The sequence below is a fragment of the Lachnospira eligens genome (assembly GCF_009680455.1).
GTDB classification, from domain to species: Bacteria; Bacillota; Clostridia; order Lachnospirales; family Lachnospiraceae; genus Lachnospira; species Lachnospira eligens_A.
The window spans coordinates 94,696-118,108 of sequence record NZ_WKRD01000005.1; the positions used below are offsets into that span (position 1 = coordinate 94,696).

Here is a 23,413-nt window from a genome sequence, read left to right on the forward strand (position 1 = left end):
TAAGTGACTTGAATAAAGGAGATTGCTATGCAGTCAGTTTTTATTGAACTTACAAAATACATATTTGCTTTTCTGATGGCGTTTTATGTTCTTTCTGCTTACAGAGGAGCAATAATCCATAAGGAAGAAAAGAGAAAAGGAATATATATCCAGCAGTATATTATAATATTCGCGATACATTTTCTTGGATATTATGTGTTGTATCTTATGAAAGGTGAGACTAGATATATAGGCTTTTATTTTGTACAGCTTATATATCTTATAGTATTCATTGCGTTTTATTACATATTGTATCCAAAGGCTTCAAGGCTTCTTGTTAATAATATGTGTATGCTGATGTCAGTTGGATTTATCATGATAGCAAGGCTTAATTTTGACAAATGTGTTAAACAGTTTGTTATTGCTGTGTTTGGAACGGTTATTATGTTTCTTGTTCCATGGCTTTTAAAAACTGTTAAGAGCTTCAGAAACTTTGGATGGATATATTGCATTTCGGGACTTGTGCTTTTATGTGCTGTTTTATTAGGAAATAAGGTGTATGGAGCCAATCTTACATTAAGCATAGGAGCATTTTCTGTACAGCCGGCAGAGTTTGTTAAGATTTTGTATGTTATGTTTGTTGCTTCGATGTTTAATAAGTCAACGACATTTAAACAGACATGTATTGTTACAGCGTTTGCCGCACTTCATGTTATTATTCTTGTGCTTTCAACTGACCTTGGTGCTGCACTTATATTCTTTGTGGTGTATATTGCAATGCTTTATATAGCAACAAGAAAACTGGCCTATGCCGGGGCAGGACTGATTGCCGGAGCAGGTGCATCTGTTATTGCATATAAGCTTTTTGCACATGTGAGAGCGAGAGTTATTGTATGGCGTAATCCGTGGGAATATATTGATACAAGCGGATATCAGATATGTCAGTCTCTTTTTGCAATTGGTATGGGATCGTGGTTTGGATATGGATTATGTCAGGGTATGCCTGATAAGATACCTGTAGCAGAGAAAGATTTTATGTTTTCTGCTATATCTGAAGAATTTGGACTCATATTTTCAATAGCTCTATTCTTAGTGTGCCTTAATAATCTTATTCTTATGATGAATATAGCTTCAAGATGTAAGACACTTTTTTATCGTCTTGTAGCTGTAGGACTTGGGGTTACATATGGGGTTCAGGTGTTCTTAACTGTGGGAGGTGCAATTAAGTTTATACCGATGACAGGTGTTACACTTCCTTTTGTAAGTTACGGGGGAAGCTCTATATTAAGCTCGCTTATAATGTTTGCTCTTATTAATGGAATGTACAATATGAGACAGGATGAAGGTGACAGGAAAGATGGCAGAAAACAAAAAACAGGACAGACGAAGAAAAAAACAAAACATACAAAGTGATATAGTTGATAATGAAAAGAAGAATCTGCGAAATAAAGAGACTAATATAATTGCATTCTTTTTTGTAGGACTTTTTCTTGCAACTATTGTGTATCTGTGTATATTCAATGTGAGAGATGCAGGAACAATTGTGAATAATCCTTACAATAAAAGAGTAGACAATCAGGAAAGCAAGGTTGTAAGAGGTGATATATTAGCAGATGACGGAGATGTACTTGCAACAACGCTTACGGATGAGGATGGTAATGAAACACGTTATTATCCTTATGATAATCTGTTCTGTCATTCGGTTGGATTTACTTCTCTTACAGGGATGAAGACAGGAATAGAACAGTCTCAGAATTATTTTCTTTTAAGTGAGACAGATAATGTGCTTGATCAGATTGGTAATGACCTGTCTGGAGGAAAAGCAAAGGGGCATAATGTTACAACAACACTTAATGTTGAACTTACTAAAGCGGCATATAAAGCACTTGGTAATAATAAAGGTGCAGTTATAGCGATGGAACCTGCTACGGGTAAGATTCTTGCAATGGTATCGAATCCATCATTTGATGCAAATGCAGTAAATACCGATTATGATGAGTGGATTACTTATGATAGTGCGGATTCGGTGCTTTTAAACAGGGCAACGCAAGGGCTATATCCACCTGGTTCAACATTCAAGATAATTACTGCTCTTGCATATATAAGGCAGAATCAGAATGATTATTATAATTATTCATATAATTGTGATGGACAGGCATATATATCTGGTGGAACTACTATTGCATGCTTTGATCATACGGCACATGGATATCAGGATTTAAGAAAAGCATTTGCTAATTCCTGTAATTCTGCATTTTCTACGATTGGAGCAGGACTTAATAAGACATCTTTCATGAATCTGTGCAGTACATTATTATTTAATTCTAATCTTCCTGTAGGGTTTGAGTATTCTAAGAGTACAATGGCTGTAACACAGGATTCTTCGATAAGTGAGATGCAGGAGACCGGTATCGGTCAGGGAAGGACGATGATGACACCGCTTCACAATATGATGATAGCGGCTAGTGTTGCTAATGATGGCGTTATGATGACTCCTTATATTGTTGACAGTATAAGTGACAGTGAGGGAAGAACGGTTGTTAAGAATAAGCCAACAGAGGCAGGAACTGTGATGTCAGCAGAAGAGGCAGAATACCTTACAGAATGCATGAGAGAGGTAATAACTTCTGGTACAGGAAATTCTATGAAATATTCATCATATGAAGCAGCAGGAAAGACCGGTTCGGCACAGTATGATGACTCTGACAGATATCATAGCTGGTTTACGGGCTTTGCACCTTATGATAATCCCCAGATAGCAGTATGTGTGATTCTGGAAGGGGGTTATTCTGGTGTGTCAAGTGCACAGGTGGTAGCAAAAGCTGTGTTTGATACATATTTCGGCTATTGATATTGAAGTTGTGAGAATGTATAATATTGTTTAGTGATTAATTGCATGATTATGAGGAATGATGATGAATACTGTTAACTATATCACTCCGTCAGATGGTGACATATATCTTGTTAATAACCAGACATATGTTAATTCTGGTGGGACTGATTTTGATAAAATATATAATAATATTACTGTGGACGATTCTCTTGAGAATATTTTTGCCGGAGCAGCAAAAGAATTTGGAATCAATGAGAATTTTCTTAAAGCTGTAGCACAGGCAGAATCAGGGTTTGATCCGGATGCTGTATCGTATTGCGGAGCACAGGGAATAATGCAGCTTATGCCATATACGGCAGAAAGCTATGGTGTTACGGATCCTTTTGATGCCAGACAGAATGTATATGCCGGTGCACAGATGTTATCAGAGCTGTTAGACAGTTATGATGGTAATGCTACGCTTGCTCTTGCAGCATATAATGCTGGCAGTGGTTCAGTACAGAAGTATGGAGGAGTGCCTCCGTATGAAGAAACGCTTAATTATATCAGCAAGATTAATGATATATTAGGTGGTGTACTTGCTAATGACTCAACAACCGTTGATGGTGCATATGCTACAGATTTTACTGTAGCTTCTGATGTGAATGCTCCTGATACAATTACAGGGAATTATGCCAGTAAACATACAGCGACTGAAAGGACAGGAAGCAGTTATAAGGAACAGGATAACAGTTCGCTTATAAGTTATGAGGAGTATCTGTATGTATGTGAAACATATAAGGATATCCTTGCTAAATTATTTTCGGCAATATCTGCAGATAAAGGTGACAATTTAGCTGCAGAATTGTATAATATAGTCACAGGAACCGGTTCTGAAAGAATTGGGGTAACAGGAACGGATATTATTAATAATAACAGTGATGAACAGCAGTACATAAAGACTGGGACATATTATGGACAGATAGAGGCAAATGTTCAGCTTATTAACAGAATGCCTTATGATAATGTATATAAGAATGATCCACAGTCAGTATATCAGGCACAGGCATCTATGATAAGTCCACTTGTTATTAAATTTTTGGAACAGTAATCCGGACTAACAGGAAAGAGGGAAATGATATGAGTGGTAGCCGAATTAAAGTGACATTGTACAACAGAACATTTAAAGAGATTGATATGTCAGATTTTACAAGAATAACAGAAGGAATTTTTTCTAACAGAGATGATATTGTAGAGGTTGCATTTCCAGAAGGGGTAGAGGTAATAGCACCTAATGCTTTTGAAAACTGCAGGAGACTTGAGAAAGTTGAGTTTCCAAAGTCCCTTAAATCAATTGAAAATGAAGCGTTCATTAATTGCCTTAGTCTTAAAGAAGCAGACTATGGAAAGAATGTAACGGTTGCACCTGATGCATTTAAGGGATGTATTAATTTATAATTTCATTAATTGATAAGAAGCCTTTAGTGGCTTCTTATTTTTTGCAGACATATCATACTAAAAACTTGACAAATATTTCTGCATAATATAGGATTTCTTACAGTGGCCTGACTATGCGTTGGTGCTGTATACGTGGGCTTGCGAAAGATTTTTAGAAATTCAGCACAGAAACGAGGAAGATAATGAGTAAGAAAAAGACATTTGTTACACTTGAACAGCTTAAGGAAATCGACAAAACATATCCGACTCCTTATCATCTCTATGATGAGAAGGGAATCAGAGAGAACGCTAAGAGATTAAAGGAAGCATTCTCATGGAATAAAGGTTATAGAGAGTATTTTGCTGTGAAGGCTACTCCTAATCCATATATTTTAAAGATATTAAAGGATTATGGCTGCGGTGTTGACTGTGCATCTATGGCAGAGCTTATGATGGGCTATGCGCTTGATTATAAGCCGGAAGAGATTATGTTCTCATCTAATGATACTCCAGCAGAAGAGTATGCATATGCTAATGAGATAGGTGCTACTATCAATCTTGATGATATTACTCATATTGAGTTTCTTGATAAGATATTAGACGGTAAGTTTCCTGAAACAATGAGCTGCCGTTACAATCCGGGCGGATATTTCCAGCTTGGAACATCTATTATGGATAATCCAGGTGATGCCAAATATGGTATGACACATGACCAGATTATTGAAGCATTTAAGATATTAAAGAGCAAGGGGGTTAAGCATTTTGGTATCCATTCATTCCTTGCAAGTAATACAGTATCTAATGAATATTATCCAACACTTGCTAAGATTTTATTCGAGCTTGCAGTTGAGTTAAGAGACAAAACCGGTGCAGATATTAAATTCGTAAATCTTTCAGGCGGTGTTGGTGTTGCTTACAAGCCAGATCAGGAGCCTAACGATATTGCAGTTATCGGTGAAGGAGTACACAAGGTATATGATGAGGTTCTTGGTGCGGCCGGAATGGGTGATGTTGCAATCTATACAGAGCTTGGAAGATTTATGCTTGCTCCATATGGCTGTCTTGTAACTAAGGCAATTCATGAGAAGCATATCTATAAGGAATACATCGGAGTTGATGCATGTGCATCTAACCTTATGCGTCCGGCAATCTATGGTGCATATCATCATATTACTGTTGCGGGTAAAGAGGATGCACCTTGCGACCACAAGTATGATGTCACAGGTTCTTTATGTGAGAACAGTGATAAGTTCGCAATTGACAGAATGCTTCCTAAGATTGATATGGGTGATTATCTTATTATCCATGATACAGGAGCACATGGTTTTTCTATGGGATACCAGTATAATGGAAAGTTAAGATCAGCAGAGCTTCTTCTTAAGGAAGATGGCAGTGTTCAGATGATCAGACGAGCAGAGACAATAAAGGATTACTATGCTACATTTGATTTCTGTGATGCGTTGGATAAGTTGAATTTAAAATAAACGAGGTTTGATATATTGAAGAATTTAGGTTATATAGCAGGCGAAATTACAAAGGGAAAGAATCTTTCAGAAAATCTTTTAAAGTATGGTAATGGAATGTGTTCCATGTATAATGGGCTTGGATTTATCAAAATGTCCATGAATTATTATACTGTACTTGATATTGCAAGAGATTTACAGAATGATAAAGACCTTCTTAACATGATTAACAGACTTAATGAGCTTGTGGAGCGTTTCGTGGAGAATGATGAATGTGATGATTATGAGGCATTCAACGAACTCAATTCATTCCGTGAACAGATTATTGAGATTATGGAAGTTATAACAGCTTATGTTGACAGATTAAGAATATATGAACATGTACTTAACAGAGTTGAGTACAGATTTAACGAAGGTGAACTGGATTACGACTACTATAATACCTATATGACTAATGAGATTATGCATTATATATTGTCTGACAAGGATAATGTTGTTATTAATGGCAAGATTTCAGAGATAGTAGGACAGCTTCCTGTAAGAATGTTAAAGGACAGATTCTTTGAGCATATCAGAGATGCATTTACACTGTATCATGGTGCTGGAAAGGATTCGATAGATGATTTCTATTACACTTTAAGTACAAGTGCGATGCTCTCAGGTGAGGCGGGATTTGATAAGTTCCCGGATGTCTATGATATATATAACACACTTGCAGGGGCTGATTACAGAAATATTGATAAAGACGAATATGTAAGACTCAAAGGAGCACTTGATATTGCAACTGAGAAGATGACAGATTATGCTGATGTATATGTGCTTCTTACACAGGTTGTTAATGATGCACTCACAGTTGTCCTTACAAGAAGAAATACACTTGACAGAATAGAAGAGATTGAGAATGCCAAGAATGTTTTAAGTAAGACGAGAAATGCTTATGTTACAGGTGAAAGATTTGAAGATATTTCAGAAGATTTTGCTGCATTTGAAGGAAAACAGGAAAGAATTCTTGAGGCAGTATCATCTGGTGATTATGCAATAGAATACAGCCTTGCTAACTTTGTGGATGAGCTTAAGGAATATGAGCTTTTATCTGCATATAATGCTTTGTCTAAAACACTTAAGTTACAGTCAGGCAGTGATTTTGTTAAACTTGAATCAGAGGTATTTGCTGAGATTCCTGATAATTCTTATGCTGATGAGACGGCAGAAAAGCTTATTATGGAACTTGACGACAGTTTTAAAAACATGAATGTAATGGTTAAGAGAGCTGTTATGGCATCAGTGCTTTCAAGTCTTCCGGTATTCTTTAACAATACGGAAGAGATACAGGCTTATATTAATAATTCTCTTATGCAGTGCAATGATGATGCAGAGCAGAAGGCAGTTGTTGAGATCATTAAGACAATGATAAGTGATAACTAATGCAAATGTGCTGATGTGCATATGAGAAGTTTAAGGTTTTTGGGGGATGTTAAGTTGAAGTGGTATAGATATCTTTATCTTGGGGATAACGCAAGAAAAGCAAAATACAAAACATTTGGTCTTATCAGAAAGAACAGATTTACCATAGATACTTATATTGTTGCAATTTCTGTCAATCCTGATAATATTCTTGATGTTTATTCAGCTAATATGCTGAAACAGCCGCATTTTAAGAATAAATCATACAGAGATAAAGTGTATGTTGTAGGACTTGCGAAGGGCAGGGATGAGGCACTTGAACTGGTAAGATGCATAGTTGACGACACATATTCCCATACAGGAGGCGTTGATGTCGCTGGTTATCTTAGGTTTGGCACAGAATTAAGGAAGGGCAGCTGACATGCTGCTGGAAAGGTGGGGCTATGCTGCATGTTTTATTGCTTATACTTAAGATAACAGGCATAGTTATCGCGTGTATTTTAGGACTTGTAATAATTGTTGTGGCAGCAGTTCTTTTTGTGCCGGTAAGATATAAGGCTGATGCTGATTATCATGGTAAGTTCAAGGTACATGCGAAATTGTCATGGCTTGGAATATTAAGGGTGCTTGTTTCGTATGATGAAGAACTTGCAATTAAAGCCAAGGCACTTTTTATTACAATTTACAGTAATAATCAAAAAAAAGAAAAAACTTCAAAACATAGGACATCAAAGAAGAAAAAAACAAAACACTCAGAAGAAAATATTTTTTCTGTAAACGACGATGAAGCCAAGAAGCTTACGGAAAATGAGGAAAAACCACAGATTAAGATGGCTGAGGCTGTGAGTGATACTAAAGAAGATACACAGGCTGTTAAAAATAATGTGGAAGATATTAAAGAGTCTGCAGAGAGTCTTAAAGAGACTGTATCAGAAGATGAATCTAAGACGACACAGAATAAGAACTTCTTTGATAAAGTTAAGGATAAATGCTTTGTAATATATACAAAGATTAAAGAGATAATAAACCTTGTAAAGGATACAGTAAAAAAGGTTTCCGGAGCGGCTGACAAGCTTAAAGGAAAAGTGAAGAAGGCAAAAGAATTTGTGACAGATGAGGATAATAAGGCACTTTTTCATTTTTTTGTGGAACAGTTAAAGACACTTATTAAGGTTATTAGACCTAAGAAATACAGAATTAATGCAAGACTTGGATTTGAAGACCCGGCGACAATGGGCAAAGTGCTTGCTTATATATCAATCTTTTATGGTATGTCAGGAGTTGACCTTTCTTTAGAACCGGTATTTGGTGAGAATATTAAAGAGGGCAGTATATTCCTGAAAGGAAATATATGTATATTTTCAGTGCTTGTGATAGCGTTAAGAGTGTATAGAAATGAACAGTTTAAAAAGTTTATTTCCAGATAGAGAAGGTTATGTTATAATGTTAACAGTACTTCACAAAACAAGGAGGTCAAAATCCCTCTCCTCATCATAGGATTCGGATTTTGATTTGCAAAACAAGGAGGGATTTTATGGCAGAGAATAATTTTGATTCAACAGTTGCATCACTTTTTAAGGGGATGGATGCATTTATATCAGCTAAGACTGTTGTTGGTGATGCGGTTACGGTTAAGGATACAATTATCCTTCCGCTTGTTGATGTTTCGTTTGGAGTTGGAGCAGGAGCATTTGCAGGGGATAAGAAGAATAATGCCGGTGGTGGAATGACCGGAAAGGTTACACCGAGCGCGGTTTTAGTTATTCAGAATGGTGCAACCAAGCTTGTTAATATTAAGAATCAGGATACTGTAACTAAGATTCTTGATATGATTCCTGATGTTATTGATAAATTCAAGGGTAAGGATGAAAAGGTTGTAACTGATGCAGATATTGATGAAGCTATTGAAGATGCAGCGGAGTAGTTTTTCATAAACATATGTAATGTGCATATTATATAACATACTTATTAAGGAAGTATATATATGTGCAGACTGCTTGGATTTATATTCTTCTGGATTGCTGTTGGAATGATAATAACACTGTTTATAATGGATAATGTATTCTTGTGCGTATGCATAATAATTACATTGATTGTTGTGGGTTATAACATGTTCTGCCAGTAATCAGAACAATATGTTGTGCTTTTGAGAGAATTTTGAAGAAAATTCTTGAAAAATGTGTTGCAAAATATTTTTTTATCTGATACAATAATTTCTGTTGTGGGTAAATTACCCAATACCGGTAAGGAGGTGTTATTGAAATGGCTAAGTGTGCAATTTGCGAAAAAGGTCCTCACTTTGGTAATGCAGTGAGTCATTCTCATAGAAGATCTAATAAAGTTTGGAATGCTAATGTTAAGTCTGTTAAAGTAAAGGTTAACGGAAATGCTAAGAAGATGTATGTTTGTACTTCATGCTTACGTTCTGGTTTAGTTGAGCGTGCATAATCTATGAGCTTTAAAGTTAATACCAGTATATTAAGGTGAATTGCGCAAAACGCGATTCACTTTATTTTTTGGACATTCATTTGATAATCAAAGTTTAATAAAGAATTCGAAAATGTGTTTATTTTTCTGTAGAAAGATAGTATAATATTTGTGCTATTTATATACATATTTTTATGTAAAGTTTGACTGCGCGAAACTTGCATCCGTATTACGGGTGTTAACAAATACAAGCCGCAGTATTGGAGGACTATCTATGAAGGGAACTTTGGAGAATAAACTTGGAAAAGTTTCGATTGATTCGGAAGTTATTGCACAGTACGCAGGTTCTACAGCAGTTGAGTGCTTTGGAATTGTGGGTATGGCTGCTGTCAGCATGAAAGACGGACTTGTTAAGCTTCTTAAAGGAGACAGCCTTACAAGAGGAATCAGTGTGGTTATAGATGAGAATAATCTTATTGAGATTGATTTTCATGTTATTATATCTTATGGTGTAAGTATTGCTGCAGTAGCAGATAATCTTATTGAGAATGTTAAGTATAAAGTGTCAGAATTTACCGGCCTTGAGATTAAGAAAATCAACATATATGTTGAAGGCGTAAGAGTAATTGATTAATTGAAATATTGTTATAATGCTTAATTGCAGAATGGAGGATAATCGTGGCAACTAATACAATAGATGCAGCACTTGTGCAGAAGATGTTTCTTGCAGGAGCTAAAAACCTTGAGTCTAAGAAAGAATGGATTAATGACCTTAATGTTTTCCCTGTTCCAGATGGTGATACAGGTACTAACATGACTCTTACTATTATGTCAGCAGCTAAGGAAGTAAGTTCTATTGCTAACCCTAATATGGAGAATCTTTCTAAGGCTATATCATCAGGCTCGTTAAGAGGTGCAAGAGGTAACTCAGGCGTTATCTTATCACAGCTCTTAAGAGGCTTTACTAAAGAGATGAAGGGCGTAACTGAAATTACTGTTGAGACACTTGCACTTGCAACAAGCAGAGCTACAGAGACAGCATATAAGGCAGTTATGAAGCCAAAGGAAGGAACAATCCTTACAGTTGCTAAGGGTATTTCTGATAAGGCTGCTGAGATTGCATCACAGACAGATGATATTGAAGAGGCTATGCGTATAATTATTGAACATGCTGAATATGTACTTTCTAAGACACCTGATATGCTTCCTGTCCTTAAAGAAGCGGGAGTTGTGGATTCAGGCGGACAGGGACTTGTTGTTGTTCTTAAGGGAATGTATGATGCACTTACAGGAAAGGTTACAGATTTTTCTATAACAGAGAGTAAGCCATCCAATGAACAGACAGTTCCGGGCGCAGGAAAGGGAGCTGCTGTAGAGAATGTAGATATAAAGTTCGGTTATTGCACCGAGTTCATAATTATGCTTGATAAGGAGTTTGATGAGAAGACTGAAGCAGACTTCAAAGCATTCCTTACATCGATAGGTGATTCTATAGTATGTGTTGCTCTTGATGATATTGTTAAGGTTCATGTGCATACTAACCATCCAGGTCAGGCATTTGAGAAGGCCTTGGAATATGGTCAGCTTACTAAGATGAAGGTCGATAATATGCGAGAGGAGCATAACCAGAAGGTTGTTGCACAGTCAGAACTGCAGGCGGCAGCAGCTAAGCAGGCTATGGAGAAAAATTCTGAAGCTGAACAGAAAAAAGCTGAGCCAGCTAAGGATTTTGGATTTATCACAATTGCACCGGGAAGCGGAATCGCAGAGATTTTTAAGGGACTTGGTGTTGATGAAGTTATTGAAGGCGGCCAGACAATGAACCCTTCGACAGAGGATATCCTTAATGCAGCAGATAAGATTAATGCCAAGACAATATATGTTCTTCCTAATAACAGCAATATTATTCTTGCAGCTAACCAGGCAGCATCAATTGTTGAAGACAAGGAACTTATTGTTATCCCTACTAAGACAGTACCACAGGGAATTACAGCTATGATTAACTTTGAGACAACACGCAGTGCTAAGGATAATGGCGATGCGATGACAGACAGTCTTTCAACAGTTAAGTCTGGACAGCTTACTTATGCTGTAAGAGATACATCAATTGACGGCAAGGAGATTAAGAAGGATAATTATCTTGGATTAGGTGATAAGGGACTTGCTGCAGTTGGTACTGATATGGATGAGACTCTTCTTGAGATGATTGAGTCAATGATGTCGGATGAAGCTGAACTTATAAGTGTTTACTATGGAGCTGATATTGAAGAAGCTGCTGCCGAGGCAGTTGTTTCTAAGATTGAAGAAAAGTTCCCTGATGTAGATGTTGAACTTCAGTTTGGTGGACAGCCGGTTTATTATTATATTGTATCTGTTGAGTAAGAATTATGAATATAACAGAATTAAAGGGAATCGGCGCTAAGACAGCTGAGAATTTTAACAGGCTTTCGGTATACACAGTATCGGATCTCGTGGGGTTATACCCACGGGATTACGATGTATACCATGAGCCTGTTTTTGTTAAAGATATAAGCCATGAATCAGAGCATACAGAGGTAGCTGTTGAAGGACAGGTATGCAAAAGCCCGGATATATATGGGAGCGGCAGGCTTAAGATATTAACTGTGACTATAAAGGATTATAATGGCGACTCCATAAAATGCAGCTGGTATAACATGCCATTTTTAAAGAATACATTAAGGCTTGGAACAAGATATGTATTCAGGGGAAGGCTGGTTAATAAAAGAGGCTGGTTATTAGAACAGCCGAAAATGTATACACTTGCCCAGTACAAGGAACTTCAGGGAACACTGCAGCCAATATATCCTCTGACTAAAGGTCTTACTAACAATGCTGTTACTAAGGCAGTTGCACAGGCACTTGAAAAATACAGCGCGGGACTTGAAAAGGAATATATACCTGATTATATAAGAAAGAGATATTCGCTTGCTGAGCATAATTTCAGTGTTGTTAATATACATTTTCCTAAGACAATGGAAGAATATGTTCAGGCGAGACACAGACTTGCGTTTGAAGAGTTTTTTTTATTCACGCTAGCAACTCTTTCATTAAAGAGTGCAAATGAACGCATACCGAACAGCTATGTAATACCAGAAAGCAAAGAAAAGGATCAATTCCTTGAAAGCCTGTCATATTCACTTACTAATGCACAGTTAAGGACTGTGTCAGAGGTTGCACAAGATATGTCAGGTGAACACCTGTGCAGCCGTCTGATACAGGGGGATGTAGGCTCAGGAAAGACAGTTGTTGCAACAATTGCACTTATCAATACGGTTATTGCAGGATATCAGGGAGCATTGATGGCACCAACAGAGGTTCTTGCAAGACAGCATTATGAATCGTTTGTTAAAGGCTTTGAAAAGGCAGGACTTGATATCAGAGTTGAACTTCTTGTTGGTTCAATGACAGCGAAACAGAAAAAGGAAGCATATGCAAGGATTGCAGATGGAACTGCCGGAATAATAGTAGGAACGCATGCGTTGATACAGGAAAAGGTTGAATATAAAGAACTGGCACTTGTTATAACAGATGAGCAGCACAGATTCGGAGTAAACCAGCGCCGTGACTTTTCACAGAAAGGGAAAAGCCCGCATATTCTTGTAATGAGTGCAACGCCAATACCAAGAACTCTGGCAATTATACTGTACGGTGACCTTGATATATCAATAATTGATGAGATGCCTGCGAACAGACTTCCTATAAAGAATTGCGTTGTGGATGAAAGCTACAGACCGAAGGCGTATGCATTTATACACAAGCAGGTTGCTTCCGGCAGACAATGCTATGTAATATGTCCAATGGTTGAGGACAGTGAGGCTGTAGAGGCTGAAAATGTTGTTGATTACACGGCAATGCTTAAGAAAGAACTTCCGGATATAAGGATAGAATATCTTCATGGCAAGATGCGTCCATCGTTAAAGAATGAGGTGATGGAAAGATTTGCAGCACATGAAACAGATGTGCTGGTATCAACTACAGTTATCGAGGTTGGTGTAAATGTGCCTAACAGCACTGTTATGATGGTAGAGAATTCGGAAAGATTTGGACTTGCACAGCTTCATCAGTTAAGAGGCCGTGTTGGGCGAGGAGAATATCAGTCATATTGTATATTTGTTACAGGCAATAAGTCAGAGAAGATAAGAAAAAGACTGGAAATTCTTAATAAATCCAACGATGGATTCAAGATAGCTGAGGAAGATTTAAGACTGCGTGGACCGGGAGATTTCTTCGGGGTAAGGCAGAGCGGTGATTTTGATTTCGGAATAGCAGATGTATTTACTGATGCAAAGACATTAAAGGAAGCGTCAGATGCAGCGAAAGATATGCTAAAGAAAGATCCTGAGTTAAAGCTTGAGAATAATGTATATCTAAAGCAGAAGGTTGCAGAGTATACGATTAAATGTTTAGAAAAGATTAATCTGTAAAGGAGATGTATGCACATGAGACAGATGGAATTCACAATGAGCAGACCTAATCTTGTCAAGCCAGGAGATGAGGTAGATATTACGGAGGGTAAGCTTCCTAGCAGTTATTATTATACGATAGAGCCGGCAGTTGCAATGTCAGGAAACTATTCAACACCTGACAGGTTAAAGTCAAGACATGGAATTGTTAAAGAGGTTGGAGAGACAAGCAGGGGTTATTATGTGCTTGCGGAATTTGATGAATAATTGCGACTATTCGGAATTAAGCAAAATTACAATTAAATGCAGAATAAAAATTATGCTTTTCACATATATTTTTTACAAGTATATGCGGAAGGCATAATTTTTTATGTACCGCTTTAATTACAGGGAGGAAAGTATGTCAGACAGAAAGGAAAATATAAACTTTAATCTGTACGAGGATATAAAGAAACGCACTAATGGGGAGATATATCTTGGTGTGGTAGGTCCTGTACGGACAGGAAAGTCGACATTTGTAAAAAGATTTATGGATCTATGTGTAATTCCTGAGATTGCAGATGCTAACGAGAAACAACGCACAATCGACGAACTGCCACAGAGTAGTGCTGGAAGTACGATTATGACTACTGAACCTAAGTTTATACCTGGTGAGAGTGCAGCAATCTGCATGGCTGATGATATTAAGATTAAAGTGCGTGCAATTGACTGTGTTGGATTTATGGTTGATGGCGCAATGGGAGCAGAGGAGAATGGCAAAGAAAGAATGGTTAATACTCCATGGTCAAAAGAACCGGTTCCATTTTCAATGGCAGCACAGATTGGTACTGAAAAGGTGATAGAGGAGCATTCTACTATTGGAATCGTTATTACAACAGATGGCTCATTTACAGGAATAGAACGGGATAATTATGTCAACGCGGAGCAGATGGCTATAGATAAGCTGAAAAAGATTTCAAAACCGTTTGTTGTGATATTAAACTGTGTGAAGCCTTATGCTAAAGAATCTGTGCAGCTTGCAGAAGCTATGAAAGAAAAATATGGTGTAAATGTCTATGCTCTTAATTGTGATCAGCTAAGAAAAGAAGATGTTGACAGGGTTATATCAGGTGTGCTTAAAGAATTTCCGGTATCACAGCTTGATTTTTATGCACCTGCATGGGTTGAAGTACTTGAGTCATCACACTGGCTTAAGATGCATATAGTAGATGCGGCACTTTCGATTCTTGATAATATAAATGTTATGAAGGATGCGTATCTTGAGTTGAATAATACATGCGAATACATAGAAAAGATTGATGTGAAAAATGTTGATATGTCAACAGGGAGGGTTGAAATTGAATTTAAGCTTTCGAAAGATCTATATTATAAAATATTAAGTGAACTTACAGGAACGCAGATTAATAATGAGCATGAGCTTATAGATATGATTAAATCTCTTTCAGACAAGAAGAATGAACTGGGAAGCTTTGGTGATGCAATAAGCGAAGTTAATCTTAATGGCTTCGGAGTTGTTACACCTTCAAAAGAAAATATACAACTGGATGAGCCGGTAGTGATTAAGAATGGCAATAAATATGGAGTTAAGATAAAAGCTAAAGTTCCGTCTATTAACCTGCTTAAGACAGAAATAATGGTTGAAATTGCCCCGATTGTTGGAAACAGGAATCAGGCAGAAGATCTGATTGAATATATAAAAGGAAATATGAAAGATAATCCGGACGGAATCTGGGATACCAATATATTTGGAAAGACAATAGAACAGATTGTATCAGACGGAATATATGAAAAAACACATAATATGACAACTGAGAGCATGGGAAAGATTGGCGATACAATTGAAAAAGTAATGAATGAGAATTCAGGACTTGTGTGTCTTATTGTGTAAAAAATACTTTATTTAACTGAAAAGTTATGATAATATAAATTCAATTATAATTGAACGACAAGAGGTTTGCAATGGAAAAGAAAGGAACTGGAGCTGAACATGTAAGTTACAGACATAATGTGTTCAGAAACAAAATGCTTGGCTTTGAGAAAATATTATTTATCATAATGGTATCGGTTAATATCTTATATATTATAGTGTCATTTGCTGATAAGAATCTGCCGGCTATAATGACAGAAGATATAATAAGATTAATATCCGTTACGGCGGTCCAGATTATAAGCTGCTGTTCATTCAGAATTATTAATTTCAGAGATAATTTTTCTAATGAAACTAAAAACAGGATGTGTTGTATATCACTGGTAGGGCTGTTTGCTGCTGAGGAACTTTTATTTTATTTTTGTGAACCCTTGTGGGTTGGAACAGCAGTGGTAATGGTGATAAGTTCATTTTTTAATGACAGAAAGACCATTTTTGTTATATATGCTACATCAATAGCTGTATGGATTGCATCAGCATTTATGTATAATTACAGTGCTTCAAGTGCAGTGAAGGCACTTGATGTAAGAGATTTTGCAGCTACATTTTTACTGATAAGCTGTGTATTTGCAATATCGGTTATATTGTATAATTTCAATAAGCTGCAGGTGGAAGATGTTGTTGAATATTATGATGGAGAGAAAAAGCTTCAGGAGAAGCTTTCAACAGATTATCTGACACAGCTTCATACAAGGTTTTCTATATATGAGAACATCAAGCAGGCAATGCATGATTATTACTTTTCAGGGAAAGATGTATGTGTGGCAATGCTTGACATTGATTTCTTTAAGAAAGTTAATGACACATATGGTCATGACAAAGGTGATATGGTATTAAGAACATTATCGCGGGTTATAAGCCAGTACACTGATGATACGATTCATGCAGGCAGATACGGAGGAGAGGAGTTTCTGATTCTTTTTTCAGGATATACCAGAAAGCAGGCAGGAAAGATACTGGAAGGAATGCTTACTAATTTTAGAAATCAGGAGTATGATTTCTTGCCTGAAGATGTTATAATAACATTCAGTGCTGGCTTTACATATCTTGATAATAAAAATATTGATGTGGAAGGCTTCATAAAATGTGCAGATGAGGCACTTTATTATTCTAAAGAGCATGGAAGAAACCAGATAACATACTATAATGATCTGAGATTACGAGACATGCAGGTTAACAGATAACCAAGGAGGATTTATATTAGATGAACAAGAAAGTTGAAGATTATGTAAGAAGTATACCTGATTTCCCAGAACCGGGGATTATATTCAGGGATGTTACAAGTGTTATCCAGAGTCCTGAGGGATTAAAGCTTGCAATAGACGGTCTTACAGATCTTATAGGGGATACAGAATTTGATGTTGTAGTAGGACCAGAATCAAGAGGGTTTATATTTGGCGTTCCTGTTGCATATAATACCGGTAAGGGATTTGTTCCTGTAAGAAAGAAGGGAAAACTTCCGTGTGAGACTATATCAGCAGATTATGAACTTGAATATGGTACAGCTACTATAGAGATGCATAAGGATGCGATTACTCCGGGACAGAAGGTTATTATTGTTGATGATCTGATTGCTACAGGCGGAACAACAGAAGCTATTATCAAGCTTGTAGAAGAGCTTGGAGGAGAAGTAGTGAAAGTTCTTTTTCTTATGGAGCTTGAAGGCCTTAAAGGAAGAGATAAGATTGCAGGATATGATGTCGAGTCAGTAATTAAATACCCAGGTAAATAATTATTCGGGCTGCTTTATTATATAAAGCAGCCTTTTTAAGATTGATAACAGGAGGCAGATATGGGGACACCACATAATGAAGCACAGACAGGAGATATAGCAAAGACAGTTCTTATGCCGGGAGATCCTTTAAGGGCAAAGTATATAGCAGATAATTATCTTACAGATGTAAGCTGCTTTAATACGGTCCGCAATATGTCAGGATTCACAGGAATTTATAACGGATGCAGGGTATCTGTTATGGGAAGTGGTATGGGAATGCCTTCAATGGGAATATATTCATATGAATTATATAATGTATATGATGTGGATAATATTATAAGGATTGGTTCAGCGGGAGCATTTGATGATGACCTTAATCTTATGGATATTGTACTTGGAATGGGCTCATGCACTGATTCTAACTTTGCGGCACAGTACAATCTTCCGGGCATATATGCACCGATAGCTGATTTTACGCTTTTAAAGACTGCATATGATGTTGCAGAAGAAAAACATTTTTCGGTTAAAGTTGGCAATGTACTGGCATCAGATGTATTTTATAATGATGATACAACAGTTAATGACAGATGGAAGAAGATGGGTGTGCTTGCAGTTGATATGGAGTCAGCAGCGTTGTATATGACTGCTGCCAGATGCAGAAAACATGCACTTACTATTCTTACAATAAGTGACCATCTCTACAGGGGTGAGAAGCTGTCAGCACAGGAGAGACAGACAGGATTTACTAATATGATGGAGACAGCTCTTGAAACTGCAGTCAGATTGCAGAATAACAGGCAGATGGAGGATTTATGACAGATACAGATTTAGAGATTATTGTTTTTGTACTGCTGGCTGTTGCAATCGGCGTGTATGTATGTGTAAGCAGCAGTATTAAGCGGAAGAAGGCAGCGGAGAATGCCATAAAGAAAGCGTGGGGCAAACGTGTTGTATACAAGGGAACAGATGAGAGCTTTGAATATATATCGCATTATGCCAAAGGTAATCCGAGTGAATCTATGATTGATGATATAACATGGAATGATCTTGGCATGGATGAAGTATTTAAATGTATTAATAATACTAATTCATCTGTTGGACAGGAATATCTATATAAGATGTTAAGAGAACCGGTTGCAGATGCAGAAAAGCTTCACGAACTGGACAGGCTTGCAGATGAATTCACAGCTAATGAAAAAGAAAGAATCACAATTCAGAAGATATTTATGAATATGGGAAAAAGCCGTAAGATTGCAGTTACAGATTATATCGGTTATATAATGGATATAGAGCAGGGAAGTAATATTGTGCATTATCTTGCGTGGGTATTTCTTATTGCTTCAATACTTGTTACGGTTCTTGTAACTCCGGTGCTTGGAATATGGCTTATAATTGCATCGGTAGCATTTTCAATAATTACTTATTACAAGTATAAGGCTAAGATTGAGAATTATTTCAAATGTATTAATGTTATTGTGAAAATGGCATCGGCATCTGAAGATATATGTGAAAGCAATATAAGTTTTCTTGAACCAGAGTGTAACAGGCTTAAAGAGATATTAAAGAGCTTTTCTAAAGTAACAAAAGGCTCATGGATGATTGAATCAGGCAATGTTGATGGTTCAATCGGAGAGGTTGTACTTGATTATCTAAGAATGATAACGCACATGGATATTGTGAAGTTTAATAAGATGACAAAGCTTATAACTGCCAAAAGTGAGGATGCATATAACCTTGTAGATACACTTGGATTCATAGAGACATCAATTGCTGTTGCATCATTCAGGGAAAGCCTGCCATTTTACTGTAAGCCTGAATTTGTGGAAAATACTAATAACCTTAGTGTGAAAGAAGTGTATCATCCGCTTATAGATAATCCTGTGTGTAATTCAATAACAACTAAAGGAAATGTTCTTCTTACAGGTTCTAATGCTTCAGGTAAATCAACATTTTTAAAGACAATAGCAATCAACAGTATTCTGGCACAGACTATAGGAACAAGTCTTTCCAAAGAATACATTGCTCCAGTATATAGGATATATTCTTCAATGGCATTAAGGGATGACCTTGCTAATTCGGACAGTTACTATATTGTTGAGATTAAGTCATTAAAGAGAATTCTTGATGCAGTTGGTAAAAAAGGCAGAACGGTTCTATGCTTTATTGATGAGGTACTTCGTGGAACTAACACTGTTGAGAGAATTGCAGCATCATCAGAGATATTAAAGAATCTTAATACAGGCAGGGCGTTGTGCTTTGCAGCAACACATGATATTGAGCTTACAACAATACTTAAGGACTGTTACAGCAACTATCATTTTCAGGAGGAAGTTACTGAGGATGAGGTTAAGTTTGATTATAAGCTGTATGCCGGACCTGCAACAACAAGGAATGCAATCAAGCTTCTTAATGTTATAGGGTATGATAAGAATATAATTAAGGGAGCAGAACAGCGTGCAATGCATTTCCTGACAGATGGAAACTGGAAATCTTGATAAATGTTGTTTCTTGTGATATTATAAATTATTGCGAAGGCTTTTATTATAATTCGTGGAGGTAATAATATGGTTGGGTTAGTCAGCGCGCTCGTGGGCGAGATAGCTTATGAAGTGGTAAGATTTGTTATAATGCTTGCGTTACTGGTACTTGCAGTATTCGTAGGTGGTAAACTCCGAAAGGCAGCAGATGCCAAGAAGGCAGCTAAGATGGCTGCATCGGAGAATAAAGAGAAAGAGATTACTGAATAATCAGGAGGAAGTTAAAGTGCAGTACAGAGGTGTGAATGAATTAAGAAGATTATACCTTGATTTCTTTGAGAGCAAGGGACATTTGAAAATGAAGAGCTTTTCTTTAGTTCCACATAATGATAACAGTCTGCTTATCATTAATTCAGGTATGGCTCCACTTAAGCCATATTTTACAGGACAGGAGATTCCACCAAGAAGAAGAGTTACAACTTGTCAGAAGTGTATAAGAACAGGTGATATCGAGAATGTAGGTAAGACAGCAAGACATGGTACATTCTTCGAGATGCTCGGTAACTTCTCATTTGGTGATTATTTCAAGGATGAAGCTATTCACTGGTCATGGGAGTTCTTAACAGAGACTGTAGGACTTGATCCAGACAGATTATATCCATCCATATATCAGGATGATGATGAAGCATTTAATATATGGAATAAGGAAATCGGTATTGCACCTGAAAGAATATTCAGATTTGGTAAGGAGGATAACTTCTGGGAGCATGGCGCTGGTCCTTGCGGTCCATGTTCTGAGATATATTATGACCGTGGTGAGAAATATGGCTGTGGTAAGCCAGACTGTACAGTAGGCTGTGACTGTGACAGATATATGGAAGTATGGAACAATGTATTCTCACAGTTTAACAATGACGGACACGGCAATTACACAGACCTTATCCAGAAGAACATTGATACAGGTATGGGACTTGAAAGACTTGCAGTTGTTGTGCAGGATGTTGATTCTATATTTGATGTTGATACATTACAGGCACTTCGCAACAAGGTTTGTGAGATGGCTGGAGTTAAGTATAAGGAAGATGAGAAGCAGGATGTCTCTATCCGTGTTATCACAGACCATATCCGTTCAGTAACATTTATGGTAAGTGATGGAATTATGCCATCTAACGAAGGAAGAGGATATGTCTTAAGAAGACTTTTAAGAAGAGCTGCAAGACATGGAAGACTTCTAGGTATTGAAGGAAAGTTCTTATCTAAGCTTTGTGAAACTGTAATTGAAGGCTCTAAGGATGGTTATCCTGAATTAGAGGAAAAGAGAACATTTATTACTAAGGTTATCTCTGAAGAAGAAGATAAGTTTAATAAGACTATCGACCAGGGATTAAGCATCCTTAATGATATGGAAGCTGAACTTGCTTCTAAGGGTGAGAATGTATTATCAGGAGCAGACGCATTTAAGCTCTATGATACTTACGGATTCCCTATTGATCTTACTAAGGAAATCCTTGAAGAGAAGAATATTACAATTGATGAAGCTGGATTTAATGCAGCTATGGAAGAGCAGAGAGTTAAGGCAAGAAATGCACGTAAGGTAACTAACTATATGGGTGCTGATGCAACTGTATATGATGAGATTGACCCTGCTATAACAAGCACATTTGTCGGATATGACAAGCTTACTAATGAATCTGAGATTACAGTTCTTACAACAGAGGAAGAAGTTGTTGACGCTTTATCTGAGGGTGATAAGGGAACTGTTATTGTAGATGAAACTGTATTCTATGCTACTATGGGTGGTCAGGAAGGCGATAAGGGTGTTATTAAGACATCTGAAGGAGAATTCACTGTTGAGACTACTATCAAGTTAAAGGGTGGCAAGATTGGTCATGTCGGAACTATGACTAAGGGCATGATGAAGGTTGGAGATACTGCAACAATGGAAGTTTCCCCTGCTTACAGAGCAGATACATGCAAGAACCACAGTGCAACACACCTTCTTCAGAAGGCTTTAAGAACTGTTCTTGGTGATCATGTTGAGCAGAAGGGTTCATACGTTGATCCTGACAGATTAAGATTTGACTTTACACATTTCCAGAGCATGACTAAGGAAGAGATTGCTAAGGTTGAAGATATTGTTAATGAAAAGATTGCAGAGGCTATTCCTGTTGTTACTGATGTAATGACAATTGAGGAAGCTAAGAAGACAGGAGCTATGGCACTTTTCGGTGAGAAGTATGGCGAGAAGGTAAGAGTAGTTGCTATGGGAGACTTCTCTAAGGAATTCTGTGGTGGTACCCATGTTGCTAATACAGCTAATATCAGACTTTTCAAGATTGTATCTGAGGCAGGTGTTGCTGCAGGCGTAAGAAGAATTGAGGCTCTTACAGATAAGGGTGTTATGAAGTACTACGCTGAACTTGAGAAGACTATTGAAGAGGCAGCTAAGGCAGCCAAGGCAGAGCCCGTACAGCTTGTTAAGAAGATTGCAGCTATGAATGATGAGATTAAGTCACTTATGAGCGAGAATGAGAAGCTCAAGGCCGAGCTTGCTAATAATGCACTTGGAGATACAGCAGGAGATATCAAGGAAGTTAACGGCGTTAAGTATATCGCAACTAAGGTTGACGGTGTTGATATGAATGAATTAAGAAACCTTGGTGATAAGTTAAAGGGTGAGATTGGTTCAGGTGTTGTTATTATCGTCAGCGCACAGGGTGCTGATAAGGTAAGCGTTATTGCAATGGCAACAGATGATGTTATTGCCAAAGGTGCTCATGCTGGTAACCTTATCAAGGCTCTTGCTCCTATTGTTGGCGGTGGCGGTGGCGGCCGTCCTAATATGGCTCAGGCTGGTGGTAAGAACCCTGCCGGTATTGATGAGCTTATTGCTAAAGTACCTGATACAATTCTTGCACAGATTGGATAATTGGGGCTTGACGATTTGCAAAAATGTGATATAATGTTTTTTGTGCGATTAGTAAATACCCTATTTATGTAGTTTGGCGCACAATTTGCAACAGAAGGGTGGTCAGGAAGTAGTATGTCAAATGTCATCGTTAAAGAAAACGAGTCTTTAGATAGCGCATTACGCAGATTCAAGAGAAACTGTGCTAAGGCAGGCATTCAGCAGGAAATTCGTAAGAGAGAACATTACGAGAAGCCAAGCGTAAGACGTAAGAAGAAGTCAGAAGCAGCTAGAAAACGTAAGTTCAACTAATAATTAATATTTTTGACATGAGAGAGCGGTGCTTAGGCATCGCTCTTTTTGGATTTATAATAAAAAATCCGGTTTTGCTGGAAAGTCTCAATTATAAACTTAACAGGATACTTAATTTTGAAGCAACAA

23 protein-coding genes are annotated in these 23,413 nt (G+C 37.3%); all 23 read left to right on the forward strand.

What is annotated here, in order from left to right:
- Nucleotides 1-27: 27 nt before the first annotated feature.
- The 23 genes from GKE48_RS07590 (at nucleotide 28) to rpsU (ending at nucleotide 23,284) form a co-directional block, all read left to right on the forward strand.
- Nucleotides 28-1,392: an FtsW/RodA/SpoVE family cell cycle protein gene (locus GKE48_RS07590; RefSeq protein WP_022098527.1), complete on the forward strand. Its 1,365-nt coding sequence runs from the start codon at nucleotides 28-30 to the stop codon at nucleotides 1,390-1,392.
- A complete protein-coding gene (locus GKE48_RS07595; RefSeq protein ID WP_022098528.1) occupies nucleotides 1,337-2,830 on the forward strand; it encodes a peptidoglycan D,D-transpeptidase FtsI family protein in 1,494 nt (497 codons plus the stop codon). The genes GKE48_RS07590 and GKE48_RS07595 overlap by 56 nt, the downstream gene beginning before the upstream one ends.
- Nucleotides 2,831-2,894: 64 nt before the next feature.
- A complete protein-coding gene (locus tag GKE48_RS07600) occupies nucleotides 2,895-3,902 on the forward strand; it encodes a lytic transglycosylase domain-containing protein (protein WP_243138468.1) in 1,008 nt (335 codons plus the stop codon).
- Between the two features lie 29 nt (nucleotides 3,903-3,931).
- Nucleotides 3,932-4,249: a leucine-rich repeat protein gene (locus tag GKE48_RS07605; protein WP_022098530.1), complete on the forward strand. Its 318-nt coding sequence runs from the start codon at nucleotides 3,932-3,934 to the stop codon at nucleotides 4,247-4,249.
- 182 nt (nucleotides 4,250-4,431) lie between these two features.
- Complete coding sequence (locus GKE48_RS07610; RefSeq protein ID WP_022098531.1) at nucleotides 4,432-5,712, forward strand: diaminopimelate decarboxylase; 1,281 nt, start codon at nucleotides 4,432-4,434, stop codon at nucleotides 5,710-5,712.
- 15 nt (nucleotides 5,713-5,727) lie between these two features.
- Nucleotides 5,728-7,116: a hypothetical protein gene (locus tag GKE48_RS07615; protein WP_022098532.1), complete on the forward strand. Its 1,389-nt coding sequence runs from the start codon at nucleotides 5,728-5,730 to the stop codon at nucleotides 7,114-7,116.
- 54 nt (nucleotides 7,117-7,170) lie between these two features.
- Nucleotides 7,171-7,515: a hypothetical protein gene (locus GKE48_RS07620; RefSeq protein WP_118009016.1), complete on the forward strand. Its 345-nt coding sequence runs from the start codon at nucleotides 7,171-7,173 to the stop codon at nucleotides 7,513-7,515.
- Between the two features lie 23 nt (nucleotides 7,516-7,538).
- Nucleotides 7,539-8,522, forward strand: a complete 984-nt coding sequence (locus tag GKE48_RS07625; RefSeq protein WP_154300802.1) for a hypothetical protein — start codon at nucleotides 7,539-7,541, stop codon at nucleotides 8,520-8,522.
- A 107-nt stretch (nucleotides 8,523-8,629) separates the two neighbouring features.
- Nucleotides 8,630-9,019, forward strand: coding sequence for a GerW family sporulation protein (locus GKE48_RS07630; protein ID WP_022098535.1), 390 nt, complete (start codon nucleotides 8,630-8,632; stop codon nucleotides 9,017-9,019).
- A gap of 60 nt (nucleotides 9,020-9,079) precedes the next feature.
- On the forward strand, nucleotides 9,080-9,220 hold the full coding sequence (locus GKE48_RS14560; protein ID WP_012739192.1) for a hypothetical protein: 141 nt from the start codon (nucleotides 9,080-9,082) through the stop codon (nucleotides 9,218-9,220).
- Nucleotides 9,221-9,357: 137 nt separating this feature from the next.
- Nucleotides 9,358-9,543: a 50S ribosomal protein L28 gene (rpmB, locus tag GKE48_RS07635; RefSeq protein ID WP_012739193.1), complete on the forward strand. Its 186-nt coding sequence runs from the start codon at nucleotides 9,358-9,360 to the stop codon at nucleotides 9,541-9,543.
- 253 nt (nucleotides 9,544-9,796) lie between these two features.
- On the forward strand, nucleotides 9,797-10,156 hold the full coding sequence (locus GKE48_RS07640) for an Asp23/Gls24 family envelope stress response protein (protein WP_012739194.1): 360 nt from the start codon (nucleotides 9,797-9,799) through the stop codon (nucleotides 10,154-10,156).
- Nucleotides 10,157-10,200: 44 nt separating this feature from the next.
- A complete protein-coding gene (locus GKE48_RS07645) occupies nucleotides 10,201-11,904 on the forward strand; it encodes a DAK2 domain-containing protein (protein ID WP_330583103.1) in 1,704 nt (567 codons plus the stop codon).
- 5 nt (nucleotides 11,905-11,909) lie between these two features.
- Nucleotides 11,910-13,967, forward strand: a complete 2,058-nt coding sequence (recG, locus tag GKE48_RS07650; protein WP_154300803.1) for an ATP-dependent DNA helicase RecG — start codon at nucleotides 11,910-11,912, stop codon at nucleotides 13,965-13,967.
- A 15-nt stretch (nucleotides 13,968-13,982) separates the two neighbouring features.
- Nucleotides 13,983-14,213, forward strand: coding sequence for a hypothetical protein (locus GKE48_RS07655; RefSeq protein ID WP_012739197.1), 231 nt, complete (start codon nucleotides 13,983-13,985; stop codon nucleotides 14,211-14,213).
- 133 nt (nucleotides 14,214-14,346) lie between these two features.
- Nucleotides 14,347-15,834, forward strand: a complete 1,488-nt coding sequence (gene spoIVA, locus GKE48_RS07660; RefSeq protein ID WP_012739198.1) for a stage IV sporulation protein A — start codon at nucleotides 14,347-14,349, stop codon at nucleotides 15,832-15,834.
- A 71-nt stretch (nucleotides 15,835-15,905) separates the two neighbouring features.
- A complete protein-coding gene (locus tag GKE48_RS07665; protein WP_055214871.1) occupies nucleotides 15,906-17,057 on the forward strand; it encodes a GGDEF domain-containing protein in 1,152 nt (383 codons plus the stop codon).
- Between the two features lie 20 nt (nucleotides 17,058-17,077).
- Nucleotides 17,078-17,605 carry an adenine phosphoribosyltransferase gene (locus GKE48_RS07670; protein WP_022098540.1) on the forward strand — a complete coding sequence of 176 codons (528 nt, stop codon included), beginning with the start codon at nucleotides 17,078-17,080 and terminating at the stop codon, nucleotides 17,603-17,605.
- Nucleotides 17,606-17,665: 60 nt separating this feature from the next.
- Nucleotides 17,666-18,403, forward strand: coding sequence for a purine-nucleoside phosphorylase (gene deoD, locus GKE48_RS07675; RefSeq protein WP_055214873.1), 738 nt, complete (start codon nucleotides 17,666-17,668; stop codon nucleotides 18,401-18,403).
- Nucleotides 18,400-20,082, forward strand: coding sequence for a MutS-related protein (locus tag GKE48_RS07680; RefSeq protein ID WP_022098542.1), 1,683 nt, complete (start codon nucleotides 18,400-18,402; stop codon nucleotides 20,080-20,082). The genes deoD and GKE48_RS07680 overlap by 4 nt, the downstream gene beginning before the upstream one ends.
- 69 nt (nucleotides 20,083-20,151) lie before the next feature.
- Nucleotides 20,152-20,334, forward strand: coding sequence for a hypothetical protein (locus GKE48_RS07685; protein WP_022098543.1), 183 nt, complete (start codon nucleotides 20,152-20,154; stop codon nucleotides 20,332-20,334).
- 16 nt (nucleotides 20,335-20,350) lie between these two features.
- The gene (gene alaS / locus GKE48_RS07690; protein ID WP_330583104.1) at nucleotides 20,351-22,993 is read left to right on the forward strand and encodes an alanine--tRNA ligase; all 2,643 of its coding nucleotides are present in this window, start codon (nucleotides 20,351-20,353) and stop codon (nucleotides 22,991-22,993) included.
- A 114-nt stretch (nucleotides 22,994-23,107) separates the two neighbouring features.
- Entirely contained in the window at nucleotides 23,108-23,284 is a 177-nt protein-coding gene (gene rpsU, locus GKE48_RS07695; RefSeq protein ID WP_005539624.1) for a 30S ribosomal protein S21, read from the forward strand.
- The last annotated feature ends 129 nt before the right edge of the window (nucleotides 23,285-23,413 follow it).

Bases quoted from the DNA above. Each gene is read 5' to 3' on its own strand.
- rpmB (WP_012739193.1), top strand. From the start codon at position 9,358: ATGGCTAAGTGTGCAATTTGCGAAAAAGGTCCTCACTTTGGTAATGCA.
- GKE48_RS07605 (WP_022098530.1), top strand. From the start codon at position 3,932: ATGAGTGGTAGCCGAATTAAAGTGACATTGTACAACAGAACATTTAAA.
- GKE48_RS07670 (WP_022098540.1), top strand. From the start codon at position 17,078: ATGAACAAGAAAGTTGAAGATTATGTAAGAAGTATACCTGATTTCCCA.
- GKE48_RS07595 (WP_022098528.1), top strand. From the start codon at position 1,337: ATGGCAGAAAACAAAAAACAGGACAGACGAAGAAAAAAACAAAACATA.
- GKE48_RS07590 (WP_022098527.1), top strand. From the start codon at position 28: ATGCAGTCAGTTTTTATTGAACTTACAAAATACATATTTGCTTTTCTG.
- GKE48_RS07610 (WP_022098531.1), top strand. From the start codon at position 4,432: ATGAGTAAGAAAAAGACATTTGTTACACTTGAACAGCTTAAGGAAATC.
- recG (WP_154300803.1), top strand. From the start codon at position 11,910: ATGAATATAACAGAATTAAAGGGAATCGGCGCTAAGACAGCTGAGAAT.
- rpsU (WP_005539624.1), top strand. From the start codon at position 23,108: ATGTCAAATGTCATCGTTAAAGAAAACGAGTCTTTAGATAGCGCATTA.
- GKE48_RS14560 (WP_012739192.1), top strand. From the start codon at position 9,080: ATGTGCAGACTGCTTGGATTTATATTCTTCTGGATTGCTGTTGGAATG.
- GKE48_RS07655 (WP_012739197.1), top strand. From the start codon at position 13,983: ATGAGACAGATGGAATTCACAATGAGCAGACCTAATCTTGTCAAGCCA.
- GKE48_RS07600 (WP_243138468.1), top strand. From the start codon at position 2,895: ATGAATACTGTTAACTATATCACTCCGTCAGATGGTGACATATATCTT.
- GKE48_RS07685 (WP_022098543.1), top strand. From the start codon at position 20,152: ATGGTTGGGTTAGTCAGCGCGCTCGTGGGCGAGATAGCTTATGAAGTG.
- GKE48_RS07630 (WP_022098535.1), top strand. From the start codon at position 8,630: ATGGCAGAGAATAATTTTGATTCAACAGTTGCATCACTTTTTAAGGGG.
- GKE48_RS07640 (WP_012739194.1), top strand. From the start codon at position 9,797: ATGAAGGGAACTTTGGAGAATAAACTTGGAAAAGTTTCGATTGATTCG.
- GKE48_RS07625 (WP_154300802.1), top strand. From the start codon at position 7,539: ATGCTGCATGTTTTATTGCTTATACTTAAGATAACAGGCATAGTTATC.
- GKE48_RS07665 (WP_055214871.1), top strand. From the start codon at position 15,906: ATGGAAAAGAAAGGAACTGGAGCTGAACATGTAAGTTACAGACATAAT.
- deoD (WP_055214873.1), top strand. From the start codon at position 17,666: ATGGGGACACCACATAATGAAGCACAGACAGGAGATATAGCAAAGACA.
- spoIVA (WP_012739198.1), top strand. From the start codon at position 14,347: ATGTCAGACAGAAAGGAAAATATAAACTTTAATCTGTACGAGGATATA.
- GKE48_RS07680 (WP_022098542.1), top strand. From the start codon at position 18,400: ATGACAGATACAGATTTAGAGATTATTGTTTTTGTACTGCTGGCTGTT.